General features: G+C 67.9%; 12 protein-coding genes and 1 pseudogene. 7 read left to right on the top strand and 6 right to left on the bottom strand.

The annotated features are described in order from the left end of the window. Positions 1–38 precede the first annotated feature (38 nt). The 4 genes and pseudogenes from AGI3411_RS04910 to AGI3411_RS04895 all read right to left on the bottom strand — a co-directional run bounded on the left by AGI3411_RS04910 (position 39) and on the right by AGI3411_RS04895 (position 7,899). A complete protein-coding gene (locus tag AGI3411_RS04910; protein ID WP_129526281.1) occupies positions 39–1,493 on the bottom strand; it encodes an efflux transporter outer membrane subunit in 1,455 nt (484 codons plus the stop codon). A 15-nt stretch (positions 1,494–1,508) separates the two neighbouring features. Then, complete coding sequence (locus tag AGI3411_RS04905; protein WP_129526280.1) at positions 1,509–4,613, bottom strand: MexW/MexI family multidrug efflux RND transporter permease subunit; 3,105 nt, start codon at positions 4,611–4,613, stop codon at positions 1,509–1,511. 16 nt (positions 4,614–4,629) lie between these two features. Further along, positions 4,630–5,763, bottom strand: coding sequence for an efflux RND transporter periplasmic adaptor subunit (locus AGI3411_RS04900; RefSeq protein WP_129526279.1), 1,134 nt, complete (start codon positions 5,761–5,763; stop codon positions 4,630–4,632). A 169-nt stretch (positions 5,764–5,932) separates the two neighbouring features. Beyond that, a pseudogene (locus tag AGI3411_RS04895) lies at positions 5,933–7,899 on the bottom strand (BCCT family transporter). A 119-nt stretch (positions 7,900–8,018) separates the two neighbouring features. Between AGI3411_RS04895 and AGI3411_RS04890 the strand changes: the two are divergent. Continuing rightward, positions 8,019–8,399, top strand: coding sequence for a VOC family protein (locus tag AGI3411_RS04890; RefSeq protein WP_129526278.1), 381 nt, complete (start codon positions 8,019–8,021; stop codon positions 8,397–8,399). Between the two features lie 3 nt (positions 8,400–8,402). On the opposite strand, the gene AGI3411_RS04885 is transcribed toward AGI3411_RS04890, so the two are convergent. Then, on the bottom strand, positions 8,403–9,026 hold the full coding sequence (locus tag AGI3411_RS04885; RefSeq protein ID WP_129526277.1) for a TetR/AcrR family transcriptional regulator: 624 nt from the start codon (positions 9,024–9,026) through the stop codon (positions 8,403–8,405). 235 nt (positions 9,027–9,261) lie between these two features. Here AGI3411_RS04885 and AGI3411_RS04880 point away from each other — a divergent pair, with 235 nt between their 5' ends. Genes AGI3411_RS04880 through AGI3411_RS04870 form a run of 3 tightly spaced genes read left to right on the top strand, consistent with a single transcriptional unit; the run spans position 9,262 to position 14,986 of the window. After that, positions 9,262–10,353: an efflux RND transporter periplasmic adaptor subunit gene (locus tag AGI3411_RS04880; protein ID WP_129526276.1), complete on the top strand. Its 1,092-nt coding sequence runs from the start codon at positions 9,262–9,264 to the stop codon at positions 10,351–10,353. Continuing rightward, a complete protein-coding gene (locus AGI3411_RS04875) occupies positions 10,350–13,517 on the top strand; it encodes an efflux RND transporter permease subunit (RefSeq protein WP_129526275.1) in 3,168 nt (1,055 codons plus the stop codon). Before AGI3411_RS04880 ends, AGI3411_RS04875 begins: the two co-directional genes overlap by 4 nt. Positions 13,518–13,519: 2 nt before the next feature. Further along, complete coding sequence (locus AGI3411_RS04870) at positions 13,520–14,986, top strand: efflux transporter outer membrane subunit (protein ID WP_129526448.1); 1,467 nt, start codon at positions 13,520–13,522, stop codon at positions 14,984–14,986. A 29-nt stretch (positions 14,987–15,015) separates the two neighbouring features. Here the strand turns inward: AGI3411_RS04870 and AGI3411_RS04865 are convergent, their stop codons facing one another. Then, positions 15,016–15,786: an IclR family transcriptional regulator gene (locus AGI3411_RS04865; protein WP_129526274.1), complete on the bottom strand. Its 771-nt coding sequence runs from the start codon at positions 15,784–15,786 to the stop codon at positions 15,016–15,018. 262 nt (positions 15,787–16,048) lie between these two features. On the opposite strand from AGI3411_RS04865, the gene AGI3411_RS04860 reads away from it, so the two are divergent. From AGI3411_RS04860 to AGI3411_RS04850, 3 genes are read left to right on the top strand one after another with little or no spacing between them, the layout of a single operon-like run. Continuing rightward, a complete protein-coding gene (locus AGI3411_RS04860; protein ID WP_129526273.1) occupies positions 16,049–17,062 on the top strand; it encodes a Bug family tripartite tricarboxylate transporter substrate binding protein in 1,014 nt (337 codons plus the stop codon). Then, the gene (locus AGI3411_RS04855; RefSeq protein ID WP_129526272.1) at positions 17,062–17,964 is read left to right on the top strand and encodes a polysaccharide deacetylase family protein; all 903 of its coding nucleotides are present in this window, start codon (positions 17,062–17,064) and stop codon (positions 17,962–17,964) included. The genes AGI3411_RS04860 and AGI3411_RS04855 overlap by 1 nt, the downstream gene beginning before the upstream one ends. Continuing rightward, positions 17,961–18,731 carry a polysaccharide deacetylase family protein gene (locus AGI3411_RS04850; protein ID WP_129526271.1) on the top strand — a complete coding sequence of 257 codons (771 nt, stop codon included), beginning with the start codon at positions 17,961–17,963 and terminating at the stop codon, positions 18,729–18,731. The genes AGI3411_RS04855 and AGI3411_RS04850 overlap by 4 nt, the downstream gene beginning before the upstream one ends. Positions 18,732–18,733: the final 2 nt, after the last annotated feature.

Raw genomic sequence — 18,733 nt, 5'->3', positions numbered from 1 at the left:
GGATGTGTTCCTATGGTGCCACGAACCGTGCCCGCCGGTCAGCCGGAGACGCCCGATGCCTCCGCATCCGTATTCGCCTCCGCCTCCCAGCCGCCCCCCAGCGCCTTGTAGAGCGCGATGAGGCGGGTATAGGACTCGGTCTCCGCTACGGCGACGGCGTCCTGGGCGCGCAAAAGCGTACGCTGCGCGTCCAGCACCGTCAAATAGGGGGTGCTGCCTTCCCGGTAGCGCAGTTGCGCCAGTTCCGCCGCCCTGCCGCTATGCGCGGCCGCCAGCGCCAAGCTGCCCAGGCGCTGCTGGGTCTGGCCGTATCCGGTCAGCGCCGACTCCAATTCCTCGACCGCGCGCAGCACCGTCTGCTCGTAGCGCGCCACCTCGCCTTCCGACCGGGCGACCGCACCGCGCTTGCGCGCCAGCACCGTGGGCAGATGGAATGCGGGCCAGTTCGCCCCGGCCGCCACGCTGAATCCCCGGCTGGCCGCCGAACCGAAGTCCGCGCCGCGCAGCGCGATAAAGCCCAGGAAGCCGCCCAGGTCGATGCGCGGATACAGCTCCGCGGTCGCTACGCCCACGTCCGCATTGGCGGCCGCCATGCCGCGCTCGGCCGCCAGGACATCGGGACGGCGGGCCAGCAATGCGCTCACGTCGCCGATCGGCAGGCGGGTGTTCAGGGGAGCCAGCGACTTGCCTGCCTCCAGCTCGCCCAGTTCCACCGGCCGCAGCCCCGCCAGCACAGCGATGCGGTACTGCGCCAGGCGCCGGGCCGCGATCTGCACCGGCACGCTGGCCTGGACGGTTTCCAGTTCGGCGCGGGCGCTCGCCAGATCGCCCTCGTCGCCGCGGCCGGCCGACACCATGGCCTGGATGACGCGCAGGCTGTCCTGCTGGCTCGCCAGATTGGCGCGCGCCACCGACAGCCGCTGCTCCGCGCCCCGCAATTCGAAGTAATTGCGCGCGACCTCGGCGGCCACCACGATGCGGGCCTGAGCCAGGTCCGCGGCCTGCGCGTCGCTGCGCGCCGCCGCGCCCTCGGCCGCGCGGCGCAAGCGCCCGAAGAGGTCCAGCTCCCATGTGGCGTCGAAGCCCGCACGATAGCTTTCGGCCAGGTTGCGCTGCCCGGCCGGCCCGGGGTTGGCCTGGGACAGGCTGCGCTCGTAGCGCCCGTCCAGGGTCACCGTGGGCAGCTGGTCCAGTTCTTTTTCATCCAGCACCGCCCGCGATTCGGCCAGGCGCGCCTGCGCGATGCGAATGTCGAGATTGCGTTCCAGCGCCAGCCCGATCAGGCGGTCGAGTTGCGGGTCCTGCAATTGCTTCCACCAATCGCGCTGCACGCGGTCCGTGGAAAAGAGCGCCTGCTCGGGACTGGCTAGGACGACGGGCTGGGGCCGCGGCGCCCGGTAATCGGGCCCGACGGCGCAGCCGGCCGCGGCCAGCGCCGCCAATAGCACCGTGGCGCCGCGGCGCAGGCGTGTGTAAGGGGAAAAATCGTTCATGATCAGTTCCTTCGGCTAGGCGGAGGCGCCAGGCGCCGCCATATCCTCGGCCTGCGCCCGCGCCAGTTCCCGGGCGCGCGGCGTATCGTTCGCCGCCCTGTGATCGCGGGCGAATACGGTGTAGACGGTGGGCAACACGAATAGCGTAAAGAGCGTGCCCACCAGGAGGCCCACCACGATGACCAGGCCCAGGCTATAGCGGCTGTGCGCGCCCGCGCCGGTCGCGAACAGCAGCGGAATCAGCCCCATGACCATGGCGGCCGTGGTCATCAGGATCGGGCGCAGGCGGATCCGGGCGGCCTGCTCCATGGCCGTGCGCCGGTCCAGCCCGTGGCTCACCTGCATCTCGTTGGCGAACTCCACCATCAGGATGCCGTGCTTACTGATCAACCCGATCAGCGTCACCAGCCCGATCTGCGTATAAATGTTGACCGTGGCCATGCCGAGCGCCAGCGGGATCAGCGCGCCGCAGATCGACATGGGCACGCTCACCAGGATGATGAACGGATCGCGCAGGCTTTCGTACTGCGCGGCCAGCACCAGGTAGATCACGATGATGGCGAAGATAAAGGTGATCATCAGCGCCGTGCCCTCCTGCGTGAACTGGCGCGCGTCCGACTGCCAGTCGTAGCTGAAGCCCGCGGGCAGCGTCTGCGCCTGCCGGGCCAGGAACTGCACCGCGTCGCCCATGGTGACGCCGGGCATCGGAATCGCCTGGAAGGTGGCGGCGTTGAGCTGATTGAACTGCGTGAGCTTGTTGGGTTCGACGCCCATGGACACGGTCACGATGTTCGATAGCGGCACCTGGGCGCCGCTCGCGCTCTTGACGTAATAGCGCGCCAGCGACGCGGGCGAGATCCGCTGCTCCCGCAGGCTCTGCGGGATGACGTCATAGGACCGTCCGTCCATGCCGAAGCGGTTCACGTAGTTCTCGCCGACCAGGACGGCCAGCGTGTCGCCGATCGCCTTCATGGTGACGCCCAGGCTATTGGCCTTGGCCCGGTCCACCTTCAGGTGCACGACCGGATTGTTGTAGTCCAGGTCGCTGTCGACCACCATGAACAGGCCGCTTTCGCGCGCCGCTTTCTTCAGTCCTTCCATGGCCTCGTACACCACGGGATAGTCCGCCGCGCTCATGAGGACCATCTGCACCGGCAACCCGCCGGTGGAACCCGGCAGAGACGGCAGCTGGAAGGCGAAGATGTTGCTGCCTTCGATCTGATTCGCCATCGACTGCATGTCGGCCTGGATCTCGTCGGCCGAGCGCTTGCGCTGCTCCCAGGAAACGAAGTCCACGCCGCCGATGCTATTGGACACGCCGTCGGACCCGTTGATCAGCCAGCGCCCGTTCTGCTCGGGCAGCGTCTTCATTACGTCGTCCCACTTCTTGCCGAACTTCTCCACGTAGTCGATGTTGGCGTGCTGCGGCGATTTCACCGCGGTCAGCACGGTGGACTGATCCTCTACCGGCGCCAGTTCGCGCTGGGCGGCGTTGTACAGGAACGGCAGGCTGACCAGCACCGCCACGGCCACCAGGCCCGTAACCCAGCGATGGTGCAGCGATACGTCCAGCAGTCGGCCGTAGGCTTCGCCCAGGCGCCCGAAGAAATGCTCGGCCCGACGCGCCATCCAGCCCTCGGAAACGCGGCTGTCCAGCAGGAAGGAGCTCATCACGGGCGACAGGGTCAGCGCGATGACGCCCGAGACCACCACGGCTCCCGCCAGCGTGAAGGCGAATTCCTTGAAGAGCGAACCGGTGAGGCCGCCCATCAGGCCGATGGGCGCGTAGACCGCGGCCAGCGTGATCGTCATGGCGATGACCGGCCCGGCCACCTCCCGCGCGCCGATGAGCGCGGCCCGCACCGGAGACTTGCCCTCCTCGATGTGGCGGTGCACGTTCTCCACCACCACGATGGCATCGTCCACCACCAGACCGATAGCCAGCACCATGGCCAACAGGGTCAGCAGGTTCACGCTGAAACCGAACAGGGCCATGATCGCCGCCCCGCCCAGCATGGACAGGGGGATGGTCACCACCGGGATCACGACGGCGCGCAAAGATCCCAGGCACAGAAAGATCACGGCCACCACGATGGCGACGGCCTCGATCAGCGTGCGCACCACGCCGTCAATGGACGCGCTGATGAAGCGGGCCAGCTCGAACGGCACCTGCACGCTGGTCCCCGGGGGCAGGTTCTGCTTGATGTTGGGCAGCAGTTCATTCAGGCGCTTCACGATGACCAGCGGGTTGCCCACCGGCGTGGCGTTCAGGCCGAAGTACACCGCCGGCTCGCCGTCCATCAGGCCGCTGGAATCCGTAGACGCCGCGCCCAATTCCACCGTGGCCACGTCGCCCAGCCGCACGATCGCATCGCCGTCGCGCTTGACGACCATGTCGCGGAATTCCGCCACGTTGACCAGGTCGGTGTTGACCTGGATGTTGGATACGACATACAGGCCCTTGGCCTGCCCCGGCGCGGCCTGCACGTTGTTTTCGCGCAGGGCGTCGGCCAGCTCGCCGGCGGAAATGCCACGCGCGGCCATCCGGTTCGGGTCCAGCCACACTCGCATGGCGAGCTTCTGCCCGCCGTACAGTTCCACGCTGGCCACGCCGTCGATCGACGACAGCTGCGGCTGCACCACGCGCGACAGGTAATCGGTGAGCGCGGCCAGCGACAGGGTCGAACTGGAAAATCCCACATAGGCTACGGCGGTCGCTTCGCCGGCCGACTTCACCAGCACGGGGTCATAAACGTCCTGCGGCAGCCGGTACTTGACCTCGTTGACCTTGGCCATCACCTCGGTCATGGCCTTGTTCGAATCGGCGTTCAGTTTCATCCGCACCGTGATCACGCTGCGCCCCTGGGTGGACGACGAGGACAGGTAGTCGATGCCTTCCACCGTGGCCACGGACTGCGCGATGGGCTGGGTGACGAAACCCTGCATCAGGTCGGGCGACGCGCCCGGGTACTGGGTGGTAATCGTGATGGTGGTGCTTTCTGTCAGCGGATACTGCCGCACCGGCAGGCCGCTCAGCGCCTTGATGCCCAGCAGCAGGATCAGGGTGCTGACCACCAGGGCCAGCACCGGCCGGCGCACGAAGAGATCGGTGAATTTCATGTTCGTCTCCGCGCGATCAGCGGGCCTGCGCCACGGTTTGCTGCGCGCCGCCGAGCGCCACGGTGTCCTCGGCGCCGACCTCGACGGCCGCGCCGTTGTGCAGGCGCAATTGGCCCGAGGTCACCACACGGTCCCCCGGCTGCAGGCCCTCGGTCACGACAACGCGCCCCCGCACACGCTCGGCCGTCTTCACATAGGCCTGGCGCACGGTCAGCCCGGCGGGCTCCTGCCCCGGCTTGGACGGCGTCAGCACATAGACGGAATCGCCATAGGCGCTATAGCTGACGGCGGTCTCCGGCACGGTGATCACGTCCGGCCGCGCCGGCAGGCCGACCTCGCCATGCGCGAACATCCCGGCCGCCAGCGCGCCGTCGGCGTTGGGCAGGGTCGCCTGCACGCGCACGGTACGCGAGCCCGGGTCCACCTGCGGCTCCACGGTAGTGACCTCGCCGCCGAAAACGCGCCCGGCGTGGGCATCCACCGTCACGGTGACGGGCTGGCCCACGCGCAGCGCGCCCAGGGCCTGCTCGGGCAGCGTGATGTTGGCGTACATGACGGATCCGTCGGTCAGCGACACCAGGGGATCGCCTGCCCGGGCGAATTGCCCCAGGTGCACGCGCCGCACCCCAAGCACGCCGTCGAACGGCGCCTTGACGCGCTTTTGCTCGATCAGCGCCTGCACCCGCTTGATCTCCCCCACGGCCTGGTCGTAGTCGGCCTGGGCCTGGTCCAGCTGTTCGCGCGTGGCCGCCTGCAGCGGCAGCAGGCGGCGGGTGCGGTCCAGCATGGCCCGCGCGTTGCGCGCCTGGGCCTGCAGCCGCGCCAGCTCGCCCTGTTCGGGCCCGTCGTTCAATTGCACCAACAACTGGCCGGCCTTGACCCGCTCGCCGGGCGTGAACAGGATCTGCGCCACCCGGCCGTCCACCTCCGCCGCGACCTGCACCTGACGGGTGGCCTCCAACGAGCCGATGCCGCCCAGGGTCACGGGAAAGTCGGCCTGTTCGGCGGCCGCGACGGCGACCTTGGCCGGCGCCATGGTCCAGCCGCCGTTCTGCCGCGCGCCGCCGTACTTCCAGTACAGCCCGCCGCCGGCCAGCGCCATCGCCAATACGACGGCCCCTGCCGTCCACGCTCCTGAATTCGACCTCATGATTCGCTCGCTATTTATCAAAGAATATTCTTGGATAATCCACGATATCGGCGATTTCGTCAAAATGGATTGTGCAATCCCCCGGATAGCGGTGGCCTATCGACCGGGGATGCAGGCGAAAAAAAAGGCCGCCAGGAAACTGGCGGCCGGGAGGCGGACGGGCGGGCGGCTAGCGCACCATGTGGAGGTAGTGGCGGTGGCGTTCGTATTGGTCCAGGATGTCGCCGATGACGGCATCGCGACTCCAGCCCATGATGTCGTAGTCCTGCCCGCCTTCGCGCAGGTGGACCTCGGCGCGGAAGTACTTGCGCTCTTCCTCGTCGGCCGCCTCTTCCGGCGTCAGGCTGGGCCGCACGAAAGCCTCGGGCCTCACGGCGTACCAGAAATCCAGGTAATCGCCATGCGACACCTCCAGCGTGACGGCGCTTTCGTTTTCGTCCTCGCGCACGGCCACTGCGAAGCCCTGGCGGCGAAGTTCGTCGGCCACGTCCTCGAGCGCCGGCCGCACCACATCCGCGATGAAACGCAGCACGTGGGCCCGGCGCGGCATCATGACCATGTTCCGCAGGCGCCGCTCCCAGGATTGCCCGCCGCGCATGGGACGCGACAGCGTCAGCGACTGATAGCGGATGCCGCGTTTGGTGGCGTCCAGTTTGAGCGCCTTGAACAGCCCCCACAGCGACAGCAGCAGGATGACGGAGAATGGCAGCGCGCTGGCGATGGTCGCGGTCTGCAGGGCGGTCAGGCCATCGGCCAGCAGCAGCGCGATAGCCACGGCGCCCATCAGCAAGGACCAGAAAATCCGTTGCCATACGGGCGTGCGGTCCGATCCGCCCGAGGCCAGCAGGTCCACCACCAGCGCCCCCGAGTCGGCGGAGGTGACAAAGAAGACCGCCACCATCGCGATCGCGATGACCGACAGCACGCTGCTCCAGGGCAATTGCTCCAGGAAGGCGAACAGCGCCAACGACGAATCAGCCTGCACGACTTCAGCGAAGCCCTGCACCTTGTCGACCAGGATCATGTGGATCGCCGTATCGCCGAACACCGTCATCCAGAACAAGGTGAAGCCAGCTGGCACGAGCAGGACGCCGGTCACGAACTCGCGGATCGTGCGGCCGCGCGAGATGCGCGCAATGAACAGGCCCACGAAGGGCGACCAAGCGATCCACCATCCCCAGTAGAACAGTGTCCAGCCGCCGATCCAGTCGGTAGGCTCGTAGGCATAGAGGTTGAAGGTCTTGTTGACGATGTCGGACAGGTAGGCGCCGGTGTTCTGCACGAAGGTCTGGAACAGGAACACTGTGGGTCCAACCACCAGTACGAACAGCAACAGCACCGCGGCCAGCACCAGGTTGGTTTCGGAGAGGATGCGGATGCCCTTATCCAGGCCGCTGGCCACCGACAATGTCGCCAGGCCGCAGGTCACGATGATCAGGATGATCTGCGTGAGCACGCCGACGGGCGTGCCGAACAGATGATTGAGGCCGCTGTTGATCTGCGCCACGCCGAGCCCCAGGGATGTCGCCACGCCCAGCACCGTGCCGATGATGGCGAAAATATCGACGGCATGCCCGATGGGCCCGTGGATGCGGTTCCCGATCAGGGGATACAGCGCCGAACGCAGCGTCAAGGGTAGGCCATGCCGATAGCTGAAGAAAGCCAGGATCAGCGCCACCACCGCGTAGATGGCCCAGGCATGCAGCCCCCAATGGAAGAAAGTGATCTTCATGGCCTCGCGGGCCGCCACAGCGGTGCCGCCCTCTCCCACCGGCGGCGACATGAAGTGCATGACGGGTTCCGCCACGCCGAAGAACATCAGCCCGATCCCCATGCCGGCCGAGAACAGCATGGCGAACCAGGTGAAATTGCGGTAATCGGGCTCGCTGTGGTCCGGCCCGAGCTTGATGTCGCCATAGCGGCTTACCGCCAGGAACACCACGGCCAGCAGAATGATGGCCACGACCAATATGTAGAACCAGCTGGCGTTGCCCAGGATCCAGCCCTGTACGGACTCGAACACGCTTTGCGCGGCTTTCGGCGCCAGGATCGCGAAACCGACCAGCAGCAGGGTAAAGATGGCTGCCGGAAAAAAACCGGCCGGTTGATGGTGGATGATCGGGTTTCTGAAGACATGCAGCCGCTCCTTTCGCCCGAGGGGTTGATTATTGCGGCGCACGGCCCCCTCAGCCCGGCCAATGCGCCGCAGGTATTACTATCACGCCCTAAGCCCCGCTGACAATACGGAGACGCTCATGATCGATCGCCTGGACCACCTGGTCCTGACCTGCATGGACCCCGACGCCACGGTGGATTTCTACACCCGCATCCTGGGCATGCGCCTGGAAATCTTCGGCGAAGGCCGGCAGGCGCTGCGCTTCGGCAATCAGAAGATCAACCTGCACGTGCGCGGCCATGAATTCGAGCCCAAGGCCCATCTGCCGGTGCCGGGCGCGCTGGACCTGTGCTTCATCGCCGACCGCCCCCTGGACGAGGTGATCGCCCAGTTGCGCCAGGCCGGCGCCGACATCATCGAAGGCCCCGTGCCGCGCACCGGCGCGACCGGCAAGATCCGTTCGGTGTATCTGCGCGACCCGGACCTGAACCTGATCGAGATCTCGGAACTGCTGCCCTAACCGCTATTGTGCGCTGGCGTCGCCGAAGACCACGCGGCGGAAGAAACCCGCCAGCACCGCCTCGGTCATTTCCGGGGTGACGGCCTGCGGGTCGAAGGCGTAGCTGAACTGCATGCCGTCCGACAGGGCCAGCAGGCCCAGCGCCAGCTGCTCTGCCGGCAGCGGCAGCGGCGTGCCCACGTGCGCCGAAAACTGGCGGATGTATTCCGTGGTGGCCTCGCGCAGCTCGCGCAGACAGGTCGTGAAGCCCACCCGGAAATCCGGGTCGCGGGCGGCCTGGAGCTTGGCCTCCATCCACAGCAGGAAACAGTCGTTCTCGCGGTAGTGCGTGGAGTAGTACTCGAGCACGCGGGCTTCCATCTGCGCCCGCGATTCGCCGTCCTCGAAGATGGCCCGCATATCGGCCATCACGCTCTCGTGGTCGCGCTTGAGCAATTGCAGGAACAGTTCGGACTTGCTGCCGAAATTGGAATAGAACGCGCCGCGCGTGTACCCCGCCTGTTCGGCGATGTCCTCGACGCTGGCGGCCACGAACCCCTTGGCTAGAAAAATCGATTGCGCGGCGTCGAACAGACGCTGCCGCGTCTGGTCACGGCTCTGCTCTCGCGTAAGACGGACTTTTGACATGGCGGGAGTTTAGCATTCGGTCCGATTTCGGATTCAAAATTGAATCCAAATACATACCTGTATTAGAATCCATGCCGTATCGGGCCTGATCCGGCCTTCGAGACTTGTTCCCTTCCCTCCACGCGCCGCGAGGTGTTCCGTGAATTGCCCTGGCCCTTGCGCGCGCCTTGTCGCCCGCAACCCCGCTGCCGACGCGGCGCCGCCCTCTTTGCAAGCCCGCCGCCGCTGGCCGCGCATGCTGGCGCTATCCGCCGCGGCGGCCCTGGCGCTGGCCGTCGCCGGCTGCGGCCGCAACGAAACCCCGGCGCCGGGCACCCGCCCCGTCGTGGCCATGCCGGCGCAGGCCGACGAACGCCTGCCCGCCTGGACCTTGCCCGGAGAGGTGCAGGCGCGCTACAGCACGCCGCTGTCCTTCCGCGTGGGAGGCAAGATCATCGAACGCAGCGTTAGGCTGGGCGATGCGGTCGAGCCCGGACAGGTCGTGGCCCGGCTGGATCCCGCCGACGCCAGCAAGAATGCGGCAAGCGACCGCGCCCAATTGACGGCCGCCCAGCACCAGCTCGACTATGCTCGCCAGCAACTGGACCGCGACCGCGCCCAGGCACGCGAAAACCTGATCGCCACGACCCAGCTGGAACAGACCCGCAATGCCTATGCCACCGCGCTGGCGCAGCGCGATCAGGCCGCCCAGCAGGCCGCGCTGTCGGCCGACCAGCTGAAGTACACGACGTTGCAGGCCGACCACGCGGGTGTCATCACCGCGGAACAGGCCGATACGGGCCAGAACGTCGCCGCGGGCGAGCCGGTGTACAGCCTGGCCTGGTCCGGCGACGTCGACGCCATCTGCGACGTGCCGGAAAGCGTGCTGGCGGGCCTGTCCATCGGTCAGCGCGCCAGCGTCACGCTCGGCCCGCTGCCCGGCCGGACCTATGCCGCCGTGCTGCGCGAGATCTCGCCCGCCGCGGATCCGCGCAGCCGTACCTACCGCGCCAAGCTCACGCTGGAGGCGCCCACCCCGGAGGTGCGCCTGGGCATGACCGCAAACATCAGCTTCGACAACCAGATGGGCGGACGAACCACCTATACGGTCCCCGCCACCGCGCTGTTCCATGAAGGCCCCGCCCCTGCGGTCTGGATCGTGAAGGCCGGCGCAGACACCCTGGAACTGCGCCCCGTCGAAGTGCTCCGCTACGACGCGCGCACCGTCACGCTGATCAAGGGGCTGCAAGCGGGCGAGCGCGTGGTGTGGCAAGGCGTGCACACCGTGACGGCCGGCGAAAAAGTGCGCCCCGTGCCGCCGCTGCATCCCGAGGACTACGCCTCATGAGCCGCGCCGACCTGGACGCCGGGGCGCAGCGCCGCGAAGAAGGCCGTTTCAACCTGTCGGCGTGGGCGCTGCGCCACCAGCCGCTGGTCATTTTCATCATCACGCTGGTAACCCTGTTCGGCGTGCTGTCGTATTCGAAACTGGCGCAGTCCGAGGATCCGCCGTTCACATTCCGAGTCATGGTCATCAAGACGCTCTGGCCGGGCGCCACCGCCCAGCAGGTGCAGGAACAGGTCACCGACCGCATCGCCAAGAAGCTGCAGGAAGCCTCCAATACGGACTTCATGCGCAGCTATTCGCGGCCGGGCGAGTCGCTGATCTTCTACACAATGAAGGATTCCGCGCCGGCCGGCATCGTGGCCGAGCAGTGGTACCAGGTCCGCAAGAAGGTCGGCGACATCGCGGCGACCCTGCCCCAGGGCGTGCAGGGCCCCTTCTTCAACGATGAATTCGGCGACGTCTACACGAACATCTACACCCTGCAAGGCGACGGCTTTTCGCCGGCCCAGCTGCGCGACTACGCGGACAAGCTGCGCACTGTGCTGCTGCGCGTTCCGGGCGTGGCCAAGGTGGACTACTTCGGCGAACAACCGGAACACGTCTACGTCGAGATCTCCAACGCCCAGCTGACGCGGCTGGGCGTTTCGCCGCAGCAGATCGCCCAGGCCATCAACAGCCAGAACGCCGTGGCGAGCGCCGGCACGCTGACCACCGCCGACGACCGCGTATTCGTGCGTCCCACCGGCCAGTACGCGACCCCCCGCGCGCTGGCCGACACACTGATCCGGATCGACGGCAAGTCGTTGCGGCTGGGCGACATCGCCACGATCCGCCGCGGCTACGACGATCCGCCCGTGGAGCAGATGCGGCTGGGCGGCCGCCTGGCGCTGGGCATCGGCATCACGATGCAGCCCGGGCAGGACGTGGTGCACCTGGGCAAGTCCCTGACCGCCACGTTCGGCGAACTGCAGGCCCAGTTGCCCGCCGGCCTCGCGCTGAAAGAGGTTTCCAGCATGCCGAGGGCGGTATCGCACTCGGTCGACGAATTCCTGCGTTCCGTCGCGGAAGCGGTCGCCATCGTGCTGATCGTCAGCCTCGTGTCGCTAGGGCTGCGCACCGGGATGGTGGTGGTCATCTCCATCCCGGTGGTGCTGGCGGTCACGGCGCTGTTCATGGACATGTTCGGGATCGGCCTGCACAAGGTATCGCTGGGCACGCTGGTGCTGGCCCTGGGCCTGCTGGTTGATGACGCGATCATCGCCGTCGAGATGATGGCCGTTAAGCTGGAACAGGGCTGGAGCCGCTCGCGCGCGGCGGCATTCGCCTACACCAGCACCGCCTTTCCCATGCTGACGGGCACCCTGGTCACGGTGGCGGGCTTTCTGCCGATCGCGCTCGCCAAGTCGAGCACGGGCGAGTACACCCGTTCGATCTTCCAGGTGTCGGCCATTGCGCTGATCACCTCATGGTTTGCCGCCGTGGTGCTGATCCCCCTGCTGGGCTACCGGATGCTGCCCGAGCGCAAGCGCGAGGCCCACCTGCCCGACGACCACGAACACGACATCTACAACACCCGCTTCTACCTGCGCCTGCGGGGCTGGGTCGCGTGGTGCGTGGACCGCCGCTACCTGGTGCTCGGCGGCACGATCGTGGCGTTCGCCGTATCGATGGCCGGTTTCGGGCTCGTGCCCCAGCAGTTCTTCCCCAGCTCCGACCGCAGCGAACTGCTGGTCGACGTGCGCCTGCAGGAAGGCGCCTCGTTCGCGGCCACGCTGCGCCAGGTCGAACGGCTGGAGAAGGCCCTGGAGGGCCGCCCCGAGATCGAACATTCGGTCAGCTTCGTCGGCAGCGGCGCGCCGCGCTTCTACCTGCCGCTGGACCAGCAGCTCGCCACGCCCAATTTCGCCCAGCTGGTGATCACCACCCATTCCGTGGAAGACCGCGAAAAACTGGCGCAATGGCTGCAACCCATGCTGCGCGAAGCGTTCCCGGCCGTCCGCACCCGTCTGTCGCGCCTGGAGAACGGCCCGCCCGTGGGCTTCCAGGTACAGTTCCGGGTCAGCGGCGACCAGATCTCCGAAGTCCGCGCCGTGGCCGAACAGGTAGCCGCCCAGGTCCGCGCCGACAAACGCTCGACGAACGTGCAGTTTGATTGGGACGAGCCCTCCGAGCGTTCGGTGCGCTTCGAGATCGACCAGCAGAAGGCGCGCGAACTGGGCATCAGCTCCAGCGACATTTCCGACTTCCTCGCCATGACCCTGTCGGGCTATGCGGTGACGCAATACCGCGAACGCGACAAGCTGATCACCGTCAGCCTGCGCGCGCCGCTCGACGAGCGGATCGACCCTTCCCGCCTGGCCACGCTGGCCATGCCCACCCCCAACGGCGCGGTGCCGCTGGGCAGCCTGGGCCATGTCCGCTACGACCTTGAATATGGCGTCATCTGGGAGCGCGACCGCCAGCCCACCATCACGGTGCAGGCCGACGTCACCGGCGGCGCCCAGGGCATCGACGTCACGCGCGCCATCGACGCGAAGCTCAACGCCCTGCGCGCCGAGCTGCCGGTCGGCTACCGCATCGAGGTGGGCGGCCCCGTGGAGGAAAGCGGCAAAGGCCAGTCGTCCATCAATGCCCAGATGCCGCTGATGGCGATCGCCGTGCTGACGCTGCTGATGGTGCAGCTGCAAAGTTTCGCCCGGGTGCTGATGGTGGTGCTGACCGCCCCGCTCGGGCTCATCGGCGTGGTCGCCGCGCTGCTGATGTTCGGCAAGCCGTTCGGCTTCGTGGCCATGCTGGGCGTGATCGCGATGTTCGGCATCATCATGCGCAACTCGGTCATTCTGGTGGACCAGATAGAACAGGACATCAGTGCGGGCCACAAGCGCGTGGACGCAATCGTCGGCGCCACCGTGCGGCGCTTCCGGCCGATCACGCTGACGGCCGCCGCCGCCGTACTGGCCCTGATCCCGCTGTTGCGCAGCAACTTCTTCGGTCCGATGGCGACCGCCCTCATGGGCGGCATCACCAGCGCCACGGTACTGACGCTGTTCTTCCTGCCGGCGCTTTACGCCGCCTGGTTCCGCGTCCGCCACGATGAACGCGACGAACCCGAAGGCGTGCCGCCGGGCGCGAACGCCGGCGACACGGCGGAGCGCGGAGCATGACGATGGCCCGATTCCAGATCCGCCCGGCCCGGCTGGCCGCCCTCTCCCTGGTGCTGGCGCTGGGCGCCTGCGCCTTTGCGCCCGACAGCAAGCCTCCCGCCGTGGCGGAGCCCGCGCAATATGGCGTGGAACCGGTGCCTGCCACCGGCGCCGCGGCCCAGGGCGTGGCGCAACGCTTCGAGCATGGCGCCCGGCCGGTGCCCGAATGGTGGAAGCGCTACGGCTCGGACGCGCTGAACGCCCTGGTCGAGGAGGGCCTGGCCAACAGCCCCGACCTGGCCGCCGCGGAACGCAATCTTGCCGGCGCGCGCGAGCAGCTGCGCGGGCAGGTGAATTCATCCCTGCTGCCCTCGGTGGACGCCGGTGCGGACGCTTCGCGCAGACGCGCGCTCACGATGCCGAACCTGCCCGAGCCGACGGCCCGCTACAACGTCTTCACCGGGCAGGTCCAGGCCCGATACGACCTGGACCTGTTCGGCGCGGCGCGCTTCGCGAACCTGTCGCTGGCCGCGCAAGTGGCGCAGCAGGCCTTCCAGCTCGAATCCGCCCGGCGCTCCCTGGCCGGCAATATCGTCACGGGCGCCATCGCCGCCTCGGCGCTGGCCGAACGCGTGGCCCTGACCGAAAAACAGGTGGTGCTGGCCCGGCAGGTGGCGCGCGATACGCAGCGCCGCTACGAACTGGGCGCCGCATCGCAGAACGACGCGCTCGACGCCGACCAGGACGCCGCCACGCTGGAAGCCTCGCTGCCAGGATTGCGCGCGCGATGGCACGGCACGCGGCACGCGCTGGCGGTGCTGCTGGGCCGCAACCCCGACCAGGCGCCGCCCGACCTGCCTTTCGCCATGCTGGCCGTGCCGCAGCAGGTGCCGGTCGTGGTGCCGTCCGAACTGCTGGCCTCGCGTCCGGACATCCTGCTGGCCGACGCCGTGGTGCAGGCCTCCGCGGCCGACGTGGGCACGGCCACGGCGCAGCTGTTCCCCAGCCTGTCGCTGTCGGCATCCATGGGCCAGGCGGGCTTCAACTGGCCCGCGGCGCTGTCGGGCGCCGGCTCGATCTGGGCCATCGGCGCATCGCTGACACAGCCCATCTTCCATGGCGGCGCGCTGCTGGCCGAGCGCAACGCCGCCAAGGAACGCTACGAGGCCTCGCTGCTGCAATACAAGCAAACGGTGCTGACGGCGTTCCGCGACGTGGCGGATACGCTGTCGCGGCTGGACGCGGGCGGGCAGGCGCTGGCGTCGGCCGAAGCATCGCGGCGGGCCGCGGAGCGGTCCTACCGCAACACGGCCAGCCGCGTCCGCCTGGGCGCCCTGCCGCCCTATACCGAATATGCGTCCGAACAGCACTACGTTGCGGCCCGGCTGCGCGAAGTCGACTACGCCGATGCGCGGCTGACCGAAACGGCGGCGCTATTCCAGGCCATGGGGTCTCCGGTGCGCGCCCCGCAGGACGCGGCGCCGCAATAACCGGGGCGGGCCCTCGCCCGCCCCCGCGCTCATGCCGCGGGGGCTTGCTCCTTCATGCGCGACGCCAGCGCCAGCGATTCGATGCGGCGGGCGGCCGACTGCAACAGCGCCGCCGTCTTGTCCTGCGCGATGGTGTTCAGGCGCGTCGCCAGGAACGTGACTGTCAGCGCGCCGAAGATACGGCGGTCTTCCTGAAAAACCGGCACCGCGATGCCCGCGCGTTCCGGAGAGATCTCGCCCACGCCCAGATAGAACCCCTGCACCCGGATCTTGTCCAGGTTGCCCGTGAATTCGGCGAGCGTCCCACCCAGGCCCTGCGCGCGGATCTCGTCCGGGTGCGCCTCGTACAGGCGGCGCTGGTCCTTGCGCGGCAGGAATGCCACGATGGTCTTGGCCGTGGCGCCGCGGAACAGCGGATGCGCGCGGCCGCGTCCGTGGGGGATGCCCAGTTCGTCCGGACCGCGCTCGTGATGGATGTTCAGGATCCGCAGGCCGTGGATCACGCTGAGCAGCACGTCGCCGCCCACCTGATCCACCACCTCGCGCATGATCGGCCGCGCCACGCCCAGCACGGGATCGCCGTCGATGATGAGGTGGTCCAGTTCAATGATGCGCGGCCCCAGCCGGTAGCCGCCTCCCGTCATGCGCAGCAGATAGCCCAGGTCCGACAGGTCCCGGATGTACCGATAGCCCGTGGGCGCCGAATACGCCAGGCGGGAAATGATCTCTTCCGCCGTCAGCACCGGGGTTTCGAGGCTGAAGAGGTCAAGAATCGCTAGGGCTCGCTTCAGGGTGGACATGGAATCGGGGGCCGGGAACAACGCGGGATCGGGCGCAGCGTATCACAGGCATCGAGGCTGGAAGCGCAGCGATCGACTGTGGCTATCGCGGTTCGCCGCAAGCCGATGTTTTATCTATCGAATTCCTTATTTTTATCATTTATAGATAAAAATATCTTTTAAAGAATTATTTTTTATCGAATAATGATATTCATGCATTGAGCAACCGCGAACCTGCGACACACAAAATGCGGGCGCGCGGACCACGACAAGGGGAATTCCTATGAAGCGATCATGCAGCGCCAGCGGCGGAATCAGCCGCCGGCATTTCCTGGGGGCTTCGGCCGCCGCCCTGGCCGGCGCGGCCCTGGCCCGGCCGGGCCGGGCCAGGGCCGCCGGTTATCCCGCCGAGCGCGCCATCCAGTTCATCGTGCCTTTCCCGGCCGGCGGGGGCACCGATCTGGTGGCCCGCCCGCTGGCCCAGGGTATCGGCGAGGCGCTCAAGCAAAGCGTCGTGGTCATCAACAAGGGCGGCGCGGCGGGCATCATCGGCGCACAGCAGGCGGCACGCTCCGTTCCCGACGGCTACACCATCGCGCTCGGGTCCACCGGCACGCACACGGTGAACCAGAGCCTGTACGAAAACATCGCCTACGACCCCATCAAGGACTTCGAGCCGGTGTCGATGGTCTGCTACTACAACAACGTCCTGGTCGTGCATCCCTCGTTTCCAGCGCGCAACCTGCAGGAGCTTGTCGCGATCATCAAGGCCAACCCGGGCAAGTACTTCTACGGCATCACGCAGAACGGCAGTTCGGCGCACCTCGCCATGGAACTGCTCAAGGCCACGGCAGGCCTGGACCTGCCCGGCGTGCCGTACAAGGGTGCCGCGGCGGCCGTCAACGACTTCCTGGGCGGGCAGTTCCCGATCCTGATGGACGTGGTGATCAACCAGCAGCAATTCATCCAGGGCGGCAAGTCGCGCCCGCTGGCGGTGACCTCGGCGCAGCGCGCCCAGGCGTTGCCGGACGTGCCGACCGTGGCGGAATCCGGTTTTCCCGGCTACCAGGCGATCGGCTGGAACGGCGTGTTCGCGCCGGCCGGCACGCCGGCCGCCATCATCAAGACGCTCAATGCCGCCGTGCAAAGCGCGCTCACGCAACCTGCCTTGGCGCAGCTGACGCAGAACGGGCTTGAACTCCACGGCGGAACCCCAGAAGAGCTGGGCCGCTTCGTCGCCACCGAAAGCGAGAAATGGCGCGCCCTGATCAAGAACGCCAACATCAAGGCCAGCTGATGCAACGGATTCCCTACGGCGCCCCGCCCGGCGCCTGCCCTAACCCCTGGCTGCCGCTGGACCGCGAACTGCGCGCCCAGGGGCTGCGCGCGGCGGACGCCGCGCCGGTGCGCGCCGTGCTCTGCGTCACCGTCCACGTCGACGGCCCGGCCGTCGAGGTCGGCCGCAAGCAGTTTCCCGCCGGCCCCTGCACCGCCGGCCGCTACGCCATCCGGCGAGGCGTGGCCCGGCACCTGGAGATCCTGGCCCGCCATGGCATGCCCGCCACGTTTTTCGCCTGCGGCTATGACGTGGAACACCATCCGGCCGTCTTCCACGACATCGTGGCGGCGGGGCACGAAATCGCCGCGCATGGCTACCTGCACGAAGCCTGGGACCTGGGCGAGGACGAACCCGCTCTGCTCGAGAAGACCCATCGCATCATCCAGCAGGAACTGGGCGTGACGCCCGTGGGCTGGTGCTCGCCCTCGGGCCGCAAGAGCCACCGCACCCTGCCCGCGCTGCGGCGGCTGGGGTACCGCTACGACGCCAGCGAAAAAGACCAGGACCGCCCCTACCTGGCGGCCGGCCCCGATGGCGGCGGCGCGGCGGCGGACTTCATCATGCTGCCCAACAACACCGTGACGCTGGACGACTATCCGTTCTACTTCACGGGCCACTGCCTGGCGGCCGAAGCCTATGACAACTGGGTGCAGGAGTTCGAGGCCCTGCGCCAGGCGGAAGGCTATGTGCACCTGACCGTGCACCCCAAGGCCGCGGGCGGTTCCGGCACGCCCGCGCGCGCCGCCGCGCTGGACCGGTTCCTGGCCTACGCGGCCGCGCAGCCCGACGTGCACGTCATGACGCTGGAAGCGCTGGCCCGCCACTGCCTTGCCCATCCCGACGCCTGGAGAAGCGCATGAACGCCGGCAAAACCGTACTGGTCACCCTGAACGTGCAGGGCATCGGGCCCGAAGCCGCGGTCCAGCCCGAGACCGCGCTGCACGGCCGCGACGCGCATGGCCGCTACACCTACGGCGGCGGACTGGCCCGCGTGCTCGACATGCTGCGCCGCCAAGGCATCCGCGCCACCCTGTTCTGGCCCGTGTTCGAAGCGGAACGCTGTCGCGGCCTGCTGGAACAAAGCCTGCGCGACGGCCATGAAGCGGCCTCGCAGGGCAATGCCTTCGAAGACCTGCCGGCACTGGGAGACCGGGAAGGCGAAGTCCTGGAGCGGGCCCGCGACCGCCTGGCCGGGCTGACCGGTTGCGTGCCGCAAGGATTCCGCTACACGAGCAGCGCCTTCTCGCCCCGCACCGTGCCGCTGCTGCACCGGCTGGGCTATCGCTACGACAGCAGCGCCATCGACGACGACGCCCCCTATGCGCTGGACGCCGACGGCGGGCCGGGCATGCTGGAGCTGCCCTGGAGCGAAGGCCTGTGCGACGCCACCCATTTCAGCCGCCGCGTTACCCAGGACCGCGCCTACGCGCATTGGGTAGAGCAAGGCGACGCGCTGCTGGCGGCGGACGGCTATGCCTGCCTGACCCTGCACCCGCGCGCGGACAACGGCGTCGGCCGAGCGGCGCGGCTGCAGAAGGTCGAACAGCTGCTCGAACGTTTCCGCGCCGCCGGCGCCGCATTCACAACCTGCGCCGACCTGGCGGGCCGGCACGCCGCGGCCCGCTGAGG

This window comes from Achromobacter agilis (genome assembly GCF_900496965.1).
GTDB classification, from domain to species: Bacteria; Pseudomonadota; Gammaproteobacteria; order Burkholderiales; family Burkholderiaceae_B; genus Achromobacter; species Achromobacter agilis.
This window is presented reverse-complemented; position numbering and strand designations above follow the sequence as displayed.